Here is a 19,303-nt window from a genome sequence, read left to right as displayed (position 1 = left end):
CCCACCCGTCGCCCTAGTCGGCGGCGTCCTCGGGCACGGGCTTCGCCTCCGGTGGACGAATCGGGAGGCTGACCCGCATGGTCGTCCCGTCCGGTCCGGTGGCGATGTCGATGGTGCCGCCATGCCGCTGCACGACGATGCGTCGGGCGATGTCGAGGCCGAGACCCGTCCCTCGACCGACCTCCTTCGTCGTATAGAACGCCTCGAACGCGCGGTCGGCGACCCGGGGCGTCATCCCGGGCCCGGTGTCGCCGATCTCGACGATGACGGCCCCTCCCGCGCCCCGCGTGCTCACGCGCAGCGTTCCCGCTCCGTCCATCGCGTCCACCGCGTTGTCGATGAGATTGGTCCACACCTGATTGAGCTCGCCCGCGAAGGCCTCGATCTGCGGCACCTCGGTGCTGTAGTCGCGAACCACGGTGACCCCGTCCCGGAGCTTGTGTCCGAGCATCACCAGGGTGCTCTCGAGACCCTCGGTGATGTCGATGCGCTGCATGGAGGCTCGGTCCATCTGCGTATACGACCGCACGGCCGCGACCAGGTCGGACACGCGACGGGTGGACTCCTTCGCCTCGGACAGCAGCGTCACCGCCGAGAAGGTGCTCGCGACCCACTCCAGACCGTGCTCCAAGGCCGGACCCTCGAGCAGGCCTGCTGCGCGCTCGCACCACGCACGGTCGACACCCGCGGCCGCCAGCGGCGGAGCGATGACCCAGTCCCGCCCTACCCGATGCTCGCTCATCCAGGACGACAGCTCGTCCTCCCGGTCGGCGATCACCAGCGGGTCCGCGGGGACGGCCCGCGGCACGATCTCCTGCCGCAGCGCATCCAGCGCGATGAACTGGCCGGCCGAGATCTCCCCCTCGGCAAGTCGTCCGAGCGAGGAGAGCAGGGTCGCGCAGACGCTCTCGAGGGAGTCGATCGCCCGAGTGGCAGCGGCTGCCGGATTGTTGATCTCGTGAGCGAGCCCGGCGGCGAGTGTGCCCAGCGTGACCAGGGCCCCGCGCTGTCGTGCCGTCGCCTCGATGGTGCGCGCGGTCCCATACACCCCCTGAATCAGGTGGCCGGCGAACGGGAACCAGGCATCGGCCAGGTTGCGCAACACGTCGGCCGGCACACGCAGCATCCGCCCCGGCACGACTCCCCGACCCGTTGCGAGATACAACCCGCCCTCGTCCCAGGCACGAAAACCGCCGGACCAGCGGCCCGGAACGTCCATCTTGCCGACCACCACGTCCTCCGGCCCGATATGGCGCAGCAGGTCGAGCGACCCATCGACGAGGACCCACCAGAAGTCCGCGTGCTCTCCCTCCCGGAACGCGTCGACCCCGGCCTCGATGGGGACCTCGGTGCCTCCCGCGAGGAGCTCCTCGAGCTGACCGTCGCTGAGCCCGGTAAAGAGGTCCAGCCCCCGGAGATCGCCGACGTGCATCAGATCATCGCCAGGTACCGGTGCACCAGATAGACGGACATCGCGCCCTCCCCGACGGCCGAGGCCACCCGCTTCATCGAGTCGAGCCGGACGTCGCCGGCAGCGAACACCCCGGGCACGCTCGTCTCCAGGGCCAGGGGCTCACGCGGCAGCGGCCACGACGCCGCCAGGCCCGGGCGATGCAGGTCCTGACCGGTCACCACGAACCCGTGGTCATCCCTGACGATGTCGGCGCCGAGCCAGTCGGTACGTGGCGATGCGCCGATGAAGATGAACAGCCAGCTGGACGAAACCTCCTCCACCTCGCCGGAATCCCTATTCATCAGTGCCAGGGTCTCGAGATGACCGGCGCCCTTGCATGCCTTGACCTCGCTGCGATAGCGCACCTCGATGTTGGGCGCCGCGGTGATCCGCTCGATCAGATAGCGAGACATCGAGTCCGTCAGGTTTGCGGCCCGCACGACCAGCACCACGCGCTTCGCGAAGGCCGCCAGGTTGATCGCCGCCTGCCCTGCGGAGTTGGCAGCTCCGACGATGTAGACGTCGTCACCCTGGCACTGCGCCGCGTCGCTGGCCATCGCTCCGTAGTAGACGCCGCGACCGGTGAGCTGCTCGAGTCCGTCCGCCGCCAGCCGCCGGTAGGACACCCCGGTGGCCATGACCAGCGCCCGCGCCTCGATCTCTCCCCCGCCATCGAGCATGGCCGCGTGCACGGGCCCACGGGTCTCAAATCCCACCACCGATCGCGCAAGCACCATCTCCGCGCCGAAGCGACTGGCCTGGGCGACCGCTCGGTGGGTCAGATCGGCACCGGTCAGACCCTTGGGAAACCCGAGGTAGTTCTCGATCGCTGCGCTCTGGCCCGCCTGACCACCCGGCGCCTCACGCTCGATGACCACCGTGCTCAGTCCCTCGGACGCGGCATACACCGCGGCGGCCAGACCCGCCGGACCGCCACCGACGATGCACAGGTCATAGAGGGGTTGCGCGGCGGCTGTCCGCAACCCGAGCGCCTCGGCCAGCTCGAGTGTCGACGGTGACCGCAGCGCGTCACCGTCGGGCACGAGCACCAGCGGCAGATCATCCGGGGTCGCGTTCGCCAGCGCGCACAGCCGCTGCGCCTCGGCGTCGAGCACCACGTCGAACCAGGCGTAGGGCACGTGGTTTCGAGCCAGGAAGGTCTTGATCTCATAACTGCGGTCGGACCACCGGTGCCCCACGACCCGCACGTCCGAAGTGTGGTCCGGATTGGCCTGCCGCCAGTCGTCGAGCAGGCCGTCGACGACCGGGTAGAGCCGCTGCTCGGGCGGGTCCCAGGGCTTCAGCAGGTAGTAGTCCAGGCCGATGTCGTTGATCGCCTTGATGGCGACCTCGGTGTCGGCGTATGCGGTCAGCAGCAGGCACTTCGCGCCCGGTGCGTGGACGCGGGCCTGCTCGAGCAGCTCGATGCCGGTCATCCGGGGCATCCGCTGGTCGGAGCAGATCAGTGCCACCGGAGTTCCACGAAGAGCCAGCGTGGCCAGCACCTCGAGCGCCTGCGGGCCGGAGGCCGCGCGGACGACCCGGTAGTCGGCGGCATACCGGTCACGCAGGTCCCGGGTGATCGCCGCCGACACCATCGGGTCGTCATCGACCGTCAGGATCGTGGGTTTGCTCATGGGGCCGCCCTTCGTGGGCCCCGCCGCGCGTCATAGGGAGTGACCGCGGACACGGTAGAACCCTTGATGAGCCTAGCCACCGGGCACCTGGACACAGCCACCAATCGACGATGTTGCCCGGATTGCGCGTCGGGCGCATTAACGAACGGGCCCCACTAACTGGTGTGCGTCGCCGGTCGGCTGTCAGCCGAGGGACAGCTCGCGCTGGACAACGAGCGCCAGGTCGTCAGCCACCCGCTCGGCCCGCTCGGCCGTGTCAGCCTCGACCATGACCCGCACGAGTGGCTCGGTGCCCGACTTGCGCAGCAGCACCCGGCCCAGATCGCCGAGTGCAGCCCGGGCGGCATCGACCGCGGCCTGGACCACCTGATGGTCGTCCACGGCGTGCTTGTCCACCCCCGGCACATTGACCAGCACCTGCGGCAACCGGGTCATGCATGCCGCATGGTCCGCGAGCGACTTGCCGGTGGCCGCCACGCGGGATGCCAGGGTGAGGCCGGTGAGGATCCCGTCACCGGTCGTCCCGTGCTCGAGCAGAATGACGTGGCCCGACTGCTCGCCGCCGAGCGAGTAGGACCCCGCCTTCATACCCTCCAGAACGTAGCGGTCACCCACGGCGGTCTGCAGCACCTGGATACCCTCGCGCTCCATCGCCTGCAGCATCCCGAGGTTGCTCATCACCGTGGCCACCAGCGTGTTGCCGGCGAGCACACCACGCTCCTTGAGGTCGATCGCCAGGACGGCCATGATCTGGTCGCCGTCGACCACCTGCCCGAACCCGTCAACCGCCAGGCAGCGGTCCGCGTCGCCGTCGAAGGCCAGTCCCATGTCGGCGTGCTCGCGGGTCACCGCGTCCCGCAGATGCTCCAGGTGGGTCGAACCATAACCGTCATTGATGTTGAGCCCGTCGGGTTCGGCACCGATCACGATGACCTGCGCGCCCGCCTGCCGGAAGACCTCGGGACCGACCGTACTCGCGGCCCCGTTGGCCGCATCCAGCACGATACGCATGCCGTCCAGACGATGCGGCAGGGTGGACAGCAGGTGTTCGACGTATCGGGTGGCGCCCTCCGGGTAGGGCAGGACCCGGCCTACCGCCGCCCCGACCGGATGCTCCCACTCGTCGCCGAGCCGCGCCTCGATCGCATCCTCGGTGGCATCGGGCAGCTTGTGCCCACCGCGCGAGAAGAACTTGATGCCGTTGTCGGGCATGGGGTTGTGGGACGCCGAGAGCATCGCGCCGATGTCCGCGCCGACCGCGGCCGTGAGGTAGGCGATGGCCGGGGTGGGCAGCACGCCCGCGTCGTAGACGTCGACGCCGGCCGAGGCCAGGCCGGCCACCGTGGCCGCACCGAGAAACTCCCCGGAGGCCCTCGGATCCCGCCCGACCACGGCGACCGGGCGGTGCCCGGCGAACTCGCCCTTCTCGGACAGCACGCGGGCTGCCGCCACGGACAGGCCAAGCGTCAGCTCTGCCGTGACGACCTTGTTCGCCACTCCTCGCACTCCGTCGGTGCCAAACATGCGACCCATCAACCACAACCTTCTCCCGGGAGCCGGGATATCCCGGCTCGCTCGTCAAACGCTAACCCAAGATGCGAACAGCCCCGGACCTCTGCTCCTGGCAAGAGTCCGGGGCCGAGCCACCTCAGCGGCGCTTCGTGAGGTTTAGCGCTTGCTGTACTGCGGCGCCTTACGGGCCTTCTTCAGACCGGCCTTCTTGCGCTCCGGGACACGGGGGTCACGGGTCAGGAAGCCGGCCTTCTTGAGGGTTGCCCGGTTCAGCTCGGGGTCCACGGCGTTCAGCGACCGCGCGACACCGAGGCGGACCGCGCCGGCCTGGCCGGAGGGGCCACCGCCATGCACGCGCACGAGGACGTCGTAGGCCCCGTCGAGCTCGAGGATGGTCAGCGGATCATTGACGATCTGCTGGTGCACCTTGTTGGGGAAGTACTCGGCCAGCGTGCGGCCGTTGATCTTCCACTCGCCGGTGCCCGGGACGATGCGCACGCGGGCGATGGCCTGCTTGCGGCGGCCCGTGCCGGCGCTGGGGGCGGAGGCGCTCGGGCGCCTTACCGGAGCGTCGGTGGGAGCCTCTTGGGACTCCGAGGTGTATTCGGTCAGCTGGGGCTCGTCCGCCTCTAGGGCGTCGAGCTCGGTGGTCTGGTCAGCCACGGTTCTCCTTGGGTGCTTTTTCGGCGAAGTCTGTCGGCGCGGCTTACTGCGCGACCTGGGAAATCACGTACGGGACGGGCTTCTGAGCCGCGTGCGGGTGCTCGGCGCCTGCGTAGACCTTCAGCTTGGTCAGCTGCTCGCGGCCGAGGGAACCCTTGGGCACCATCCCGCGAATCGCCTTCTCCACGGCGCGAGCCGGGTCCTTGGCCATGAGCTCGGTGTAGGAGGTCGTGGTCAGACCGCCCGGAAAGCCCGAGTGGCGGTAGGCCTTCTTCTTCTCCAGCTTGGCGCCGGTCAGAGCGACCTTCGAGGCGTTGATGATGATGACGAAGTCGCCGGTGTCGATGTGCGGCGCATAGATCGTCTTGTGCTTGCCGCGCAGCAGGTTGGCTGCGTGGGTCGCCAGGCGGCCGAGGACGACGTCCGACGCGTCGATGACGTGCCAGGCGCGGTCCTCCTGGATCTGCGCCGGCTTGGGCGTGTAGGTACGCACTTGTTGGTTACCTTCTCTGTCGTATGGAGCTGGGCCTTGATCGGCCGGTGGCTCATGATGGGCGGATCACGTCACCGCCATCGAGTCGCCAAGGCCACGTCAGTGGGCGCAAAGCGCAACGGTCTCCCAGTTTACGGACCCGACAGGCGCAGTCCAAATCGAGGGACATCCCTGTCACAACGGGAAAATCCGCGACCACGATGCCGCGCGGGCCGGTTGCGCAGCGCGATTATGCACAACTATTGTGGCTATCATGGCGACTTCCGGGCCCCACCGTGCCGAGAGCCTACGGGCCCTCGCCCATCCGCTGCGCTCACGCATCCTGGCCCAGCTGCGCGTGCACGGCGAGGCCACCGCGACATCGCTCGCCACCGCACTCGGCACCCACACCGGCGCCACGAGCTATCACCTGCGACGCCTGGAGGCCGCCGGTCTCGTCGCGGACACCGGCCACGGCACGGGGCGACGCCGGGTATGGGCGGCGGCCCAGCCCCCTGCCGACGCGAACCCCGAGCCGCTCGACGAGGACGAAGCGGCCGCGGCCCTGTGGCTGCAGCGGGACTACGTGCAGTACTTCACCGAACGAGCCGACCAGTGGATCACCAAGCAGGAGCAGTGGCCGGATACCTGGCAGGAGACCTGCGGCCTGTCCGATCACCCGATCCTGGTGACCACCGAGCAGCTGACCGCGTTCGCCGCAGAGATCGGCGAGGTCATGGACCGCTACCGGCGGGTGGGCGCGGGCACGCCCGGCGCTCGCCGTGTCGCGGCATACACCTGCCTGCTGCCGGTGGACCCGCCCCGCGGAAGCACAGCCGGCAGGCCGTGAGGACGCGCTACTTCACCAGCCCGATCGACTGACTCGCGCTCCCGTGGTAGTTCTTCTGTGGCCACGTGATGGCTCGATAGGTACCTGCCGGCAGGTTGAGCCGCAGGGGGTTGCCGGGACCTTTGGTGGTGTGGGTGCTCAGAGTGACCCAACCGCCGCTGTCGGAGAGCCGCTGCACGATGACCTCCCACAAGGCGCCGTCCGGCAGTCCGGGTCCGACATCGACGATCAGGGTCCCCGCGCTCTTGTTCGCGCTCGCAGAGGTCGTCGACGAGCCACGCCAGACGGCTGCGGCGCACGGTGTGGCACCCACCCTGCGCACGCCGTCTGGACACATCGTCACCCCCCACTGCACCCCGGTGAGCACCGCTCCGGTGAGGTCGGCCCCGTCGAGGTTCGCGGCGCCCAGGTGGGCATCCGTCAGGTTGGCACCGTGGAGGTCTGTGGCCCGCAGGTCTCTGAAGAGGAAGTGGGCACCACTCAGGTTCGCATCGCGCAGGTTCGCCCGTGGTCCCACCAGGTATCCCCCGTTCACCGTCCACCGGATGGGAAGACTCGGCGTCCCCACGATCCCGCCCGACGAGACGCCGTCGAGCATGGCATGGCTCAGGTCGGCCCCGCTGAGGGTCGCGCCCGTCAGTCGCGCCCCCGTGAGGATCGCGTTTCGCAGCGCCGCGCCGGTGAGGTTCACGCCCGAGAGCGTGGCGCCGGTGAAGTTGGTCCCGCTCAACGAGGCGCCTAGCTGGGCGGCGCTGGTGAACGTTGCGCCGGCCAGGTTCGCGCTCGGACCGACCAGGTAACCCTGCACCAGGCGGTAGCGGCCACTGGCAGGAAGGGAGGCCGGCGTGCCCACCAGCCCCCCGGAGACTATCCCGGCAAACGTGTTGTCACTGTCCGTCGTGAACGTCGCGCCGGTGACGGTCGCCTGCGTGAGCCGGGCGTTCACCAAGATCGCGTTGGTCAGGTTGAGGTTCGTCAGGTTCGCGCCGGTGAAGCTCGCACCGGTCAGGTCCACGCCGGTCAGGTTGGCGAAGGTCAGGTTCGCGCCGGTGAAGTCAGCCCCGGTCGCCTTGATGCCTCGCAGGTCGGCGCCGATGAACGCCAAGCCACTCAGATTCGCGCCCGGACCGAAGAGTGATCCGGCCCGCACGCGCCAGGGCGACGGCAGCGTGGCCGGCACAGGGGTGTCGACCAGGGAGAAGCTCCGCACACCGGTCAGGGTCGCACCGGCAAAGCCGACGCCGGAGATCGTCGAGCGCGAGAGCTCGGCACCGGTCAGGTTGCTTCCCGTGAGCCTGACCCCCGCAAGGCTGAGGTCGCTCAGCACCGCACGACTCAGGTTCGCGTGCGTGAGGTTCGCGCCGGCCAGCTGGGCGCCCGTGAGGTCGACGCCGCTCAGGTCGAGGCCTTGCAGGTCAGCGCCTCGGAGGTCGGCGCCCGGGCCGACGAGGAAGCCACCGGACTTCAGCCCGGTCCAGTGCCAGCCGACCGGGAGCTTGCATCCGGTGCAGTCGACTCCGCCCGAGGTCACCCCCCTGAGGTCGGCACCGCTCAGGTCCGCACCTCGCAGGTCCGCATCGGTCAGGTTCGCCTGCGGGCCGACCAGGTAGCCGTTGGTCAGCTGCCAGCCTGTGGGGAGGGTGGCGTCACCCACGATCCCGCCCGAGGTCACGCCGGCCAGCCGCGCCCGAGTCAGGTTCACGCCCGTGGCACCCTCGTCGTCGGTGAAATACGCGCCGGTGAGGGTCGCGCCGGTCAGGTCGGCATCGGTCAGGTTCGTGCCGGTCAGATCCAACCCCGACAGATCGGCGTTGCGCAGGTGGGCGCTGGGCCGCAGCGTCGGTCCCCCGCCCCGCCCCAGATAGTCGATCGGCATCGCGCCGACGGTGCGGGTAGCGAGCAGTGCACCCGTGTTGGCGGCGAACTGCGACGCGATCAGGGCGACGCAGGCCTGCGGATCGGTCGGACGGTGTGGCACTAGGGGTCGTGCGGTCCAGGCTGGGTTCGCCGTCGCGATCGAGACGGCGGTGTGGGTGCGAACGGGGTGGTACTGATCCAGCACGGGGCTCCCCCTGCCGTCGTACACCCAGCACCACGTGGTTCGGGTGACCTCGTCGCTGGACCAGAGAAACGGCCAGGACCCACCCACGATCTGCCCCCACGCACGACTTGTGGGATTGAGCGACCTGAGGAAGTCGACACCGGTCGTGGGCGGTTGGGTCGGCCTCCCGGTGAGGAGCTGAGTGAGCTCTGCCTGGGACGGCACCCGCCAGTGGTTGAGACCTTCCGCGTGTCGGGCGTTGAGCTCGGTGACGGCGCGCGGCACCGATCCGGCCCGGTCCACGGCGGGTTGATAGGTGAGCCCGGTTGACGCCGGCACGTACATCCTGGCGCCGGTCAGTGTCGTGGTGGAGCCGGCCGTCGAGCCATCGATCACGACGTCGCGCGGGATCGCGGGCACCAGGTTCTGCGCCTCCGAACGCCGGTAGCCGAGGAAGTCGCGACGAGCCTGGTTGTAGGCGGCCAGGTCGCCCGGGAAGACCCCGGCCGGAACTCGGCTCGGGTCGACCGAGGGAAGGAGTCGCTCCATCTTCATCCACGCCGCGAGCGCCTCCCAGTCGGCGAACTGGTTGTGCAGGTTGCGCAGGTCTGCCGAGTCGGCCGCCGTGAGGTAGCGGTGCTCGCCGGCCAGCACGCGGCCCATCGCCGCGAGCACCGAGCTCGGCCCGGGCACCAGGAAGTGATGGATCTGGGCGGTGGCCGTCGTGCAGCACCTGTCGAATGCCATGTAGAACTCGTTGCGCCGTTGGATCAGGGCGTCGTAGGTCGGCGTGATCTGCACCGGGTCGTGCTCCCTGGCGTTGGCGTACGCCTCGGCCGCGCTGACGACCCGGGCGAACTCCTCCCGGAAGAGGTGGTCCAGCGGCGTCGTCACGGTGTCGCGAAGCTGGACCAGCAACCTGTCCAGGTTGTCTCGGCTGAGCTGGTTGATCAGGCCGTCGAGGCTCCTCCTGAGATCCCTGATATCGCCCTGGATCTGCGTGAGCTGTCGCAGAATCTCTCGCAGCAGCACGGTATTGGGGTCAGGCGAGAGCACCCGGTTGAGCCCGCTCAGGCTGAAGATCATGCCGACCCCCTGGGCTGCCGTGGCTCCTCCCGCCTTGTCCAGCAGCCAGGAGGCGAACGCCGCGCCGAACACCTTGGTGGAGGGGTCTGCCGGCCCGTTGTGCTGATTCGCGGTGCCTGCAACGCCCTGGGCCACGCCCGCGTTGTGCTTCTTGGCGGGGCCCGCAACGTCCTGGGTGACCGAGGCGCTCTGTTTCAGCGTGACGACAGCATTGGCGGGAGACGAGAAGATCATCAGCGTGGAGACGATGAGCGCGATGATGCACGCCAGCATCGAAAGGGTGGCCGATGAGCGTCCTCGACGGACGCGAACACTTCGTTGCATCACTGCTCCTCCTCGGAGGGCACGAGGTCGCCGGTGGCGGCCACCGGTCGGGGCACGGAGCCGAGCATCTCGTCGAGCTGTCCGATCAGCGCGAGCCATCCGCGGAACGGCGTAGGCTGCGCCACGCCGTCGCCCACCAGGCCGTGGATCTGGTCCTCGGCGAGGGTCACATCGATCGTGATGTGCAGCAGCTGATCGCTCATCACCCCAGCGTGCGGCCGGACCCGAACCCCCGGCACCGTGGCGACCCCCTGACGGACCCCCGGAATTAGGCGGAGACCTGGCCGGCCAGGGCGCCGGGCAGTGCAGTGCGGGTCGAGACGCCGAGCTTGCGATAGATGTTGGTGAGGTGCCCCTCGACCGTTCGCGGCGTGACGTAGAGCGACTGCGCGATGTCGCGCGTCGTCTGGCCCTGCGCGGCGAGATTTGCGATCCGCCGCTCGCTCGGGGTCAATGACGCTGGTCCGCTGAGCGCTTCCCGGCGAGGACGGCCGCCGGCCGCGTAGAGCTCCGTCCTGGCCGTCTCAGCCAGCGCCGTGGCACCACAGCGAAGCGCGAGCTCGAGGCCCCGACCCAGTGGATCGCGTGAGTCGGACCGTTGGTTGCTGCGGCGCATCGCGGACCCGAGGGCGGTCAGCGCCTTGGCATGCTCGAGCCGTGCCGGCGACGCCTCGGTCACGGCCACCGCTTCGCGCAGAAGCTCGTGGTCGTCGTTCTGGCGCAGTGTCCCCAGCAGCCTGAGCGTGTGGGCTAGTGCTCCTGGCGCACCCCAACGTCGTGCCGCGTCGAGCTCGATGATGAGCAGCGCGAGCGCGTCGTCGTGCCGGCCCAGGCCGTCCAGGGCGCGGGCCGCGAGCGAGCGCCACGGCGCCCATGCGGGGTTGTCCCCTCCTCGTGGAGGCGGGCTGTGACGCTCGCCCGCGGCGAGCGCCTCCTCCCATCGCCCCTCGGCAAGCAGAAGCTCGATCCCGGCCCGGTTGACCAACCAGTCGCCGTCGGACTGCGGGTTGGGGCGGCCCCGACCGGCCAGGGCACGACGCGCACCGGAAAGGTCGCCTCGCTCAATCAGCGTCCGGGCCAGGAACGCGGCACCGTAGGCGAGGGAAGGGCCGTTGTTGCCGAACCCTCTCCGCAGCTGCTCGTTGGCTTCGCGTAGCGATGCCTCGGCCTCGGCGAGCTCACCACGCCGGAGCCAGGTCCAGCCGCGCCAGAGGTTCACCGAGCAGACGTAGGGCGCAGAGCCGAGTCGGCGCGACGCGCTGATTGCCTCCTCCCACACCCGGAGCGCCTCGTCGTGATCGGCCAACGCGAGCGCCGCGCCGGCCACCGCGGCGCCGAAGCCTGGATCCCGGGCGATCAGCGCGCCGTCGGCCAGGACCGATTGGGCGAACGCCGAGCACTCCCGCGCGGACCCGCCGTTGAGCGCCCAGTCCCAGGCCGCCACCGCAGCGAGCATCTTGGCGCCCAGATGCTCAGGAACACCGTCGGCACGCACGCGCGCAAGCCTTGTCTCCCAATGCGCGACGCGAGCGCCTCCGAAGAAGACGGCGTAGAGCTCGATCGCCTCCAATGCCCGCCTCTGATCGGGGTGTGTCTCCTTGAGCTCGACGATCGCATGCTGCGCCACGGTCACCGCTTCGTGGGCCGGTCCCGTCCACAGCAGCGATCGCGCGAGCACGTCGGCGACCAGTGCCCGCTGTAGCGGGTCGTCGAGTCGACCCTGCACCTCTCGCAGACGCTCGGCGGAAGCCTCCGAGTCGACGCGCGCCTCGGCGGCGCCCAGCTCCCACAACAGGCGCAGTCGATCTTCATCCGCAACGCCTTCCTCCAGGGCGCGCCGTAGGTAGGACACCGCGCTGTCGGCGTCGCCGCGGCGCATGGCCAGCAGGCCTGCGTCACGCATCACCATCGCGACCCATGGGTCGCCGCGCGATGGCACGAGCAGCAACTGGCCGGCCACCACCTCGGGTGCAGCGCCCAGAGTGGCAAGTTCCTTGGCGGCATGCTGGTGTAGCAGCTCGCGCTCAGACAGCGACAGCTCGAGGTAGACGGCGTCGCCTACGATCGCGTGGACGAAACCCAGCGGGGCTTCTGCCCGAAGGATCTCCGCGGCCACGAGGGTGTGGGTGGCCTCGGCGACCTTGCCCTCGTCCAGGCCCGCCAGAGCCGCTGTCGCCGGTAGGCTCGCGCCATCGCCCAACACCGCGACGGCCCGCGCGATCGTGACCGCATCCGACGGAAGACGCGAGAGCCGCAGCAGCACGGTGCGCGACACGGCGCGGGGTCCGACCTTCCGGATCGCGTCCGCGTGGGCGGCGTCGGGCCGGATGTTCTCGGCTTGCAGCGTCTTGACCAGCTCGCGCAGCAGCAGCGGGTTGCCGCCGGTCGCGTGGTGGCACGCCGCACAGAACCGGCGCTCGGCATCCTCTGCCAGCCGGTCGCGGACCATCTGCGCGGCCCCACCCTCGCTCAGCGGTAACGGGCGAATGAGGACCGCGGCCGGATCCTCGATGATGTCGAAGACCAGCTGCGACTCCGATCCGGCCTCCTCCATGCGGGTGGCAGCCACCACCAGCACCCCGAGTCCCTCGAGCCGATGCTCGAGGTAGGCAATGAACCGCAACGACGCGCGGTCGCACCACCGCAGATCATCGATCACCAGGCAGAGCGGACCGTCGGCCGCCGCGTTGACCGTCAACCAGAACAAGGCGTGGAGCATCCCGAACGAGCCCGGGCCCACCGCATGGTCCTCGTCCTGCGGCGGCGCGAACACGCGCGCCGCCCCGCCGGCCGAGCCGCGCAGCCAACGCTCGCGGCGCTCGGGCTCCAGCAACAGCGACTCGAACAGCTGCCGCACCACGCCGTAGGGCAGCTCCTGCTCGAGGTCACTACCGCGCGCCGCGAGGACGCGGAACCCGGCAGCTCGCGCCCGCTCACGCGCCTCGGCCAGCAGGCGGCTCTTCCCGATCCCGGCCGGACCCTCGACCAGCGCCAGAACGGCGTCTCCCCCAAGGGCGCTCCGGACCAGCCCTTCGAGCACCTCGACTTCACGATCGCGCTCGAACAGCGGGCCGCTATCGCTCACGCCCGGCCACTTGGTCCAATCGCCACCATGGGGCATCGTAGGTCCGCAACGAGGCATCCCGTCAACAATGTTGAGCGCGCGGCCTGAGCAGGAATATTGAGCGTGCGGGCCGAGGAGGCCGAGCCGCTGCCCGACGCGCGCACGGACCACTGCTCCGCCCAATTTCAGGGGGTACGTCAGGGGGTCGACACCGTAGCCGGACGCTCGCGTGGGCTGCAGGCTAGATGACATCGCGCGGTATGCAGACAGCGACCGCACCTCAATCGAGGAGGAGCAGTGATGCAGCTCAGAGTCCCTGACCCTCGAGGAGGGACACGGGTGAGAGTGAGCATGCTGGTCTCTATCACCGTGCTCGTCCTCGCGATGCTGATCAGCTACCCGTTCGCCACCGATGCCAGCGCCGCCAGCATGAGCAACGCCCGAGCCGCGTCGTCGGAACGGTCCTGCCGACACCCTGATCAGCGCCGCCAGGACCAGCACCGCCATGACCACCACCGGCCGGGCTCCCCCTGCCTGACCAGCCCGACCAGCCCAGCTGCCGGCGCAATGTCGTCGATCGACGCCACATCCTTGGCCGAAACACTCCTTTCGACGTTGGCCAAGTCGGCGGGGAACAAGATCGGCGGAGCGCTCGCGGGGTGGGCCCTCGACTCGATCTTCGGGTCCTCCGCCACACCCACCGATGAGCTCAAGGCACAGCTCGACGGGCTACAAAACCAGATGACCGATCTCCAGACTCAGGTGCACAGCCTGGATGCCAAGCTGGATGACTCCCTCAAAAAACTGATGACGCAGGCCGACCGGAACACCTACGACGAAGTGGCAGCCCAGGCCAACACGGACGCGGCCGAGCTGGCCGATTACCAGATCCAGCTCGACTCCTGGCTGAAGAGAGCCCCCGGGACCGCAGTAGATGGCTCGCAGAGCAGCGAGCTGCAGACCATGCGCAGCACTTTGGGAGTGATCATCCAGCACATCAACCTCGCCATGACCGGCGCTACGGGCTCCCGAGGGCTGATCGCGATCTACCGAAACGTCATCCAAGACCAAACGCCGTATCCGACAGATCGCTTCTACACCAGTGACTTCACCACTCCCATGTCCGACATGCTGGACTACTACGAGAGCCTGACCGTCCAGGCATTCAACATGCTGGCCGAGGTCAACCATCTCAGCTGGACCACTGGCGGCACCCCCTTCGCCGCCAATGACGCAGTCGTGCAGACGTACGCAAACCTCGTGCCGACGCAGCTGGCGCACTGGAGCCAGCTGGCCACCGGCGGGGTCGGGCGGCTTCCCGAGGGCGTCGTTGCTGACACCACGACCGGCCTCATGTGGTCGCGCTCGAGGTTGACCTTAGCCGGCAGTGCATATTTCTGCTGGACACAATGCAACTGGTCGGCTTCAGTCCTACCGGCTCCCGCCACGGTCATCGATGGCCTTACCGGATGGACCATTCCGTCCTACGCCCAATTCGCCGCACTGACCCCAGGACTCGGGGACAAGGCCTTCGCATTCCTGAGGGCCAATGGATTCCAGTGGCAGCAGGAATCCGTGACACCCAAGGACGCCTACGGTCAGCATCCCGCGATAGTGGCGCCAGCCTACTGGACCAGCGGGGATACCATGATCGGCTTCCTCGGAGGCTCGCTCCACCTCTACGATCAGAGTTACCTGCTCTACCCCTTGTGGCAGTGGTTTCCCGGACCTGGAGTCGTGGCGGTACGAGCCATCCACTAGGGAATCGCTGGTCTAAGGGCAATCGACGTGGTTCCGGGCGTGATGACCGGGTGGGGTGTCGATGAATCGGGCGGGTATGCCGTGGTTTTGGCCGGTGGCCCCGGTTTGCGGGGCCGGCTGGCAGGTTTTGGGCAGGCTACCGCCCGGCCAGCGCGGTTTAAAGACGGACAGCACGGGCACGCTTGAGCAGGTTATGGTTCTTGGCCAACCCGCGGTACCTGGTCTTGGTGAACCCGAAGTCGCGTTTGACGATCAGATACGGATGCTCCACCTTGGCCCGCACCGACGCCTTCCTGGACTCCAACTGCTGATCGAACGCAGGCATCGCCTTCAGCCTTGACTTGCGTGCCGCGACCCGCCACTCGATACGAGCAAGCCGCTCATCACCGGTGATCTCCGGCCGTTTCTGCACGCCTTGGTACCCGGAGTCGGCGTAGCCGACCTCGTCATCGCCGCGCACTAGATTCGCGGCCTGGGTGATGTCACTGGCGTTCGCCGCGGTCACCCGCACGGTATGCACGTACCCGGTGCCCGCGTCCGCGCCGGTGTGCGCCTTCAACCCGAAGAACCACTGATTGCCCTTGGCCGTCTGATGCATCTCCGGATCCCTCGCACCGGCAGCGTTTTTCGTCGAGGACGGGGCGTTGATGATCGTCGCGTCGATCACCGACCCACCCCGCATGATCCACCCATGAGACTCGAAGAACCGGGTCTGCGCCTCCAGGAACGCCGCACCCAAGTCCTGCTCCTCGATCAGGTGCCGGAAATGCAAAATCGTCGTCGCGTCCGGCACCTGCGCCCGGGTGAAGTCCAAACCCATGAACGTGCAGAACGCGGACGAGTCATAGATCGCGTCCTCGGTGCCCTCATCCGACAAGGAGAACCAAACCTGCAACAAGTACATCCGCAGCATCGTCTCCACCGGGACCGGCTGCCGGCCACGACGACCCGTCGTGGGATAGAACGGCACGACCAAGCCGGTCCACTCATCCCACGGGATCACCTTCACCATCATCCCCAGAAACTCATCCCGCCGCGTCCGCCGACGACGATTCCCGTACTCCACATCGGCAAAACTCGGCTGCTGCGCATCAGATCCAGGCACACCCCAATCCTCCCAGCGACCCGGAGCCCCAACCCGGCAATAAATCAGCGTTTCCCTAGCGATCCTTGGTGAGTCAGCCCTGCGCCAACACCGGCTCGGGGCTGCAGCAGCGCTTGAGCGGTATGCCGCCTGCCCGGCTCGTCAACGCACATCCCAGACCGGCTCGGCCGACTCGATGACCAAGCCATCGGCGCCGAATACCAGGAACCGGTCGAAGCCGCGCGCGAACCACCGGTCGTGAGTCACCGCGACCACCGTGCCCTCGAACGCGTTCAGGCCGTCCTCCAGCGCCTCCGCCGAGTGCAGGTCGAGGTTGTCGGTCGGCTCATCGAGCAGCAGCAGCGTCGCACCACTGAGCTCCAGCAGCAGGATCTGGAAGCGTGCCTGCTGGCCGCCCGACAGGGACGCGAAGGTCTGCTCCGACGACCGGGCGAGCTCATAGCGGTCCAGCGCCCGCGCGGCCTGCTCGCGCGGCATACCGTCGCGGTGGCTGTCGCCACGGTGCAGGATCTCCAGCAGCGTCCGCTGCATGATGGTCGGATGCTGGTGGGTCTGCGCGAACCAGCCTGGGCGCACACGCGATCCGAGCCGCGCGACGCCGCGGTGCCGCACCGGTGGAGGCAGCACGTCGCCCACCGGGCGATGCTCGGGTGCGGGGTCGCTGCCGCCCGCCGCCAGGAGGCGCAGGAAGTGGGACTTGCCCGACCCGTTCGGCCCGAGCACGGCCACCCGCTCGCCATACCAGAGCTCCGCGTCGAAGGGTCGCACGTCACCGGGCTCCCCCGACTCGGCAGGCGACCCACCATCGCCGACGGACAACTCCAGCCGCTCGCAGATCACCGCACGCTTGGCCGTGCGACCACCCTTCAGCCGCATCGTCACGTGCTGCTCGAACGCCACCGCCTCCGGAGGTCCGGCCTCCTCGAACTTCGCCAGTCGGGTCTGTGCGGCGCGGTATCGGCTGGTCATGCTGTCGTTGAAGGTCGCCTTGACCTTCAACCGCTGCACGAGGGCCTTGAGCTTGACGTGCTCCTCGTCCCAGCGACGGCGCCGCTCCTCCAGCTTGGCGTTCCGGTCGAGGCGCGCCTGGTGATAGGTCGCGAACCGCCCGGGATGGACCCAGGCGGTGGCTCCCGCAGCGCCCGGCTCCAAGGTGGCGACCCGGGTTGCCACGCGATCGAGCAGTTCACGGTCGTGACTGACCAGCAGCACCGTCTTGGGCGAGGAGACCAGCTGATCCTCCAGCCAGCGTTTCGCCGGCACGTCGAGATAGTTGTCCGGCTCGTCGAGCAGCAGCACCTCCTCCGGCCCGCGCAGCAGCGACTCGAGCACGAGCCGCTTCTGCTCACCGCCGGACAGGGTGTTGACGTCGCGCCACTGGGCCTTGTCGTAGGCCACCCCGAGAGCGGCAACCGTGCACACGTCCCACTGCGTCTCCTGCTCGTAGCCCCCGACCTCGCCCCAGTCGGCGAGCCCCTGCGCATACGCCATCTGCGCCGGTTCGTCATCGCGCTCCATCATCGCCAGCTCGGCCGCGTCCACCTCCCGCGCCACCTCTTGCACCGCGTGCGGCGCAACACTCACCAGCAGGTCGCGCACCGTCATGGAGTCACCGGAGCGGCCGACCTTACCGATGAACTGGGGCATGACACCCAGCCCGCCGCTGCGGGTGACCGCCCCGTCGTGCGGCGTGAGCTCACCGGCGACGATCCGCAGCAGGGTGGTCTTGCCCGCACCGTTCGGGCCGACGAGCGCCACCTTCGCGCCGTCGCCGACCCGGAAGTTCACCCCACCGAGCAACGGGCGCCCGTCGGGCAGGAAGTATTCGATCGAGTTGATCTCCAGGTGTCCCACGCGCCCACTGTGACGTATGACCGTCCGCGCGTCACCTCAATTCCGACTGCGGCGGTCAGGCGTACACGGCCTCCAGGTCCGCGAGCGCGTCCTCCAAGTGATGAATCAGCCGCTGCACAGAGGGTGCACTCGACCTGCAGGCAGTGATGCCGAAGTCGACCTGGTCGTCATAGGTCACCAGGGAGATGTTGATCGCCATCCCGTCGCAGGCGATCGACGCCGGGTAGGTGCCCTCCAGGTGACCGCCATTGAAGTACATCTGCTTCTTGGGGCCGGGCACATTGGAGATCACCACGTTGAAGGGCGGGTGACCCACGGACAGGAAGCCGGGTATGCCGGCGAGCCCGAGACCGCTGACATTCAGCGCCGACAGCAGCATGATCTGCCGTGAGCCCAGCTCGCGCATCGTGGTCTTCGCCGCAAGGGCCGACTCGTGCACGACCTGCAGCCGCAGTGCCGCATCCGCAACATCCGTGCCGAGGCTCACGATGATGGCACCGATGTTGTTGCCGCCGACGTCATTCACATCGTTGCGCAGGTTGACCGGCACCATCGACGTCAGCGAGGTGTCCGGCAGCTCGCCCATCTCCTCAAGGTAGGCGCGCAGCGCGCCGCCGCAGACCGCCAGGACCACGTCGTTGAAGGACATCCCCGCGCCCTTGCCGATCGTGCGGAACCGGTTCATGGCAAAGCTCTGCGCCACGAACCGTCGTGCCCCGCCTACCCTTCCGTTCAAAACGGTCCTGGGCGCTTCGAACGGCGTGGTGTAGCCGGTGTCCCGAAGCGCACGCGACGCCACCTTGAGGGCGTTGGGTGCAAGCGTTACCAGCTCCTTCGCCAGGCCCCCACCGCCACGCATCACGTCGCCAAGGGAGGGGATCGGCAGCCCCGAGCTCTGCACAGCCGCGCTGCTCGAGTCGGGCAGCCCGAACGGCGGAAGGCAGTCCCGCGCATCGGGATCGGGGCTGCACGCGCGCTGCATCAGCCGTAGCGCGGACACCCCGTCCACCAGCGCATGGTGCACCTTGGTGAACACCGCGACCCGGCCGTCCTCCAGGCCCTCGACGACGTGCACCTCCCACAGTGGACGATGCCGATCCAGCAACCCGCTCTGCCAGCGGGAGGTCAGCTCGAAGAGCTCGCGCAGGCGGCCCGGGCTGGGGACAGCCGAACGGCGCACGTGGTAGTCGAGATCGACCTGGTCGTCCACCTGCCAGCGGAAGTTGCCGAGGCTGCTGACCGGCGTCGCCGGGCGCATCCGCCAGCGCTTGCCCACCGGACTGTCGTGCATGGTCTGCACCAGGTCGCGCGCGAACTGCCCGCCGTCACCGTCCGGCGGGGTGAACAGCTGCAAGCCGCCGACGTGCATCGGGTGCTCGCGCGTCTCGACCATCAGGAATCCGGAATCGATCGGTCCCATCGCGGGCATCCGCCCCACCTCCGTTGTCGTGCCTGGCTACCAATGAGTAACCTTACCCCGG

At 68.7% G+C, this 19,303-nt stretch carries 13 protein-coding genes; 2 read left to right on the top strand and 11 right to left on the bottom strand.

The window, feature by feature from the left end:
* Nucleotides 1-13: 13 nt before the first annotated feature.
* From FGL98_RS06600 to rplM, 5 genes are all read right to left on the bottom strand, one after another.
* On the bottom strand, nt 14-1,432 hold the full coding sequence (locus tag FGL98_RS06600) for a sensor histidine kinase (protein WP_146315933.1): 1,419 nt from the start codon (nt 1,430-1,432) through the stop codon (nt 14-16).
* Nucleotides 1,432-3,090: an NAD(P)/FAD-dependent oxidoreductase gene (locus FGL98_RS06595; RefSeq protein WP_146315932.1), complete on the bottom strand. Its 1,659-nt coding sequence runs from the start codon at nt 3,088-3,090 to the stop codon at nt 1,432-1,434. Before FGL98_RS06595 ends, FGL98_RS06600 begins: the two co-directional genes overlap by 1 nt.
* 183 nt (nt 3,091-3,273) lie before the next feature.
* Nucleotides 3,274-4,623, bottom strand: a complete 1,350-nt coding sequence (gene glmM / locus FGL98_RS06590) for a phosphoglucosamine mutase (RefSeq protein ID WP_146315931.1) — start codon at nt 4,621-4,623, stop codon at nt 3,274-3,276.
* Nucleotides 4,624-4,758: 135 nt separating this feature from the next.
* Nucleotides 4,759-5,265 carry a 30S ribosomal protein S9 gene (gene rpsI / locus FGL98_RS06585; RefSeq protein WP_146315930.1) on the bottom strand — a complete coding sequence of 169 codons (507 nt, stop codon included), beginning with the start codon at nt 5,263-5,265 and terminating at the stop codon, nt 4,759-4,761.
* Nucleotides 5,266-5,308: 43 nt separating this feature from the next.
* Nucleotides 5,309-5,758, bottom strand: a complete 450-nt coding sequence (rplM, locus tag FGL98_RS06580; RefSeq protein WP_146315929.1) for a 50S ribosomal protein L13 — start codon at nt 5,756-5,758, stop codon at nt 5,309-5,311.
* Nucleotides 5,759-6,011: 253 nt separating this feature from the next.
* Between rplM and FGL98_RS06575 the strand changes: the two genes are divergently transcribed.
* Nucleotides 6,012-6,587 carry an ArsR/SmtB family transcription factor gene (locus FGL98_RS06575; protein WP_146315928.1) on the top strand — a complete coding sequence of 192 codons (576 nt, stop codon included), beginning with the start codon at nt 6,012-6,014 and terminating at the stop codon, nt 6,585-6,587.
* Nucleotides 6,588-6,594: 7 nt separating this feature from the next.
* Here FGL98_RS06575 and FGL98_RS06570 read toward each other — a convergent pair whose 3' ends face one another.
* The 3 genes from FGL98_RS06570 to FGL98_RS06560 form a co-directional block, all read right to left on the bottom strand.
* Complete coding sequence (locus FGL98_RS06570) at nt 6,595-10,038, bottom strand: pentapeptide repeat-containing protein (RefSeq protein WP_186526016.1); 3,444 nt, start codon at nt 10,036-10,038, stop codon at nt 6,595-6,597.
* The gene (locus FGL98_RS06565; RefSeq protein WP_146315926.1) at nt 10,038-10,241 is read right to left on the bottom strand and encodes a hypothetical protein; all 204 of its coding nucleotides are present in this window, start codon (nt 10,239-10,241) and stop codon (nt 10,038-10,040) included. Before FGL98_RS06565 ends, FGL98_RS06570 begins: the two co-directional genes overlap by 1 nt.
* A 65-nt stretch (nt 10,242-10,306) precedes the next feature.
* Complete coding sequence (locus FGL98_RS06560; protein ID WP_186526015.1) at nt 10,307-13,123, bottom strand: helix-turn-helix transcriptional regulator; 2,817 nt, start codon at nt 13,121-13,123, stop codon at nt 10,307-10,309.
* A gap of 330 nt (nt 13,124-13,453) precedes the next feature.
* Here FGL98_RS06560 and FGL98_RS06555 point away from each other — a divergent pair, with 330 nt between their 5' ends.
* The gene (locus FGL98_RS06555) at nt 13,454-14,863 is read left to right on the top strand and encodes a hypothetical protein (RefSeq protein WP_186526014.1); all 1,410 of its coding nucleotides are present in this window, start codon (nt 13,454-13,456) and stop codon (nt 14,861-14,863) included.
* Between the two features lie 157 nt (nt 14,864-15,020).
* On the opposite strand, the gene FGL98_RS06550 is transcribed toward FGL98_RS06555, so the two are convergent.
* The 3 genes from FGL98_RS06550 to FGL98_RS06540 all read right to left on the bottom strand — a co-directional run bounded on the left by FGL98_RS06550 (nt 15,021) and on the right by FGL98_RS06540 (nt 19,251).
* Complete coding sequence (locus FGL98_RS06550; protein WP_146315923.1) at nt 15,021-15,968, bottom strand: IS5 family transposase; 948 nt, start codon at nt 15,966-15,968, stop codon at nt 15,021-15,023.
* Nucleotides 15,969-16,109: 141 nt separating this feature from the next.
* Entirely contained in the window at nt 16,110-17,822 is a 1,713-nt protein-coding gene (locus FGL98_RS06545) for an ABC-F family ATP-binding cassette domain-containing protein (protein WP_146315922.1), read from the bottom strand.
* A 55-nt stretch (nt 17,823-17,877) separates the two neighbouring features.
* Nucleotides 17,878-19,251, bottom strand: coding sequence for a WS/DGAT/MGAT family O-acyltransferase (locus FGL98_RS06540; protein WP_146315921.1), 1,374 nt, complete (start codon nt 19,249-19,251; stop codon nt 17,878-17,880).
* Nucleotides 19,252-19,303: the final 52 nt, after the last annotated feature.

The sequence above is a fragment of the Leekyejoonella antrihumi genome, from assembly GCF_007845645.1.
GTDB lineage: Bacteria > Actinomycetota > Actinomycetes > Actinomycetales > Dermatophilaceae > Leekyejoonella > Leekyejoonella antrihumi.
This window is presented reverse-complemented; position numbering and strand designations above follow the sequence as displayed.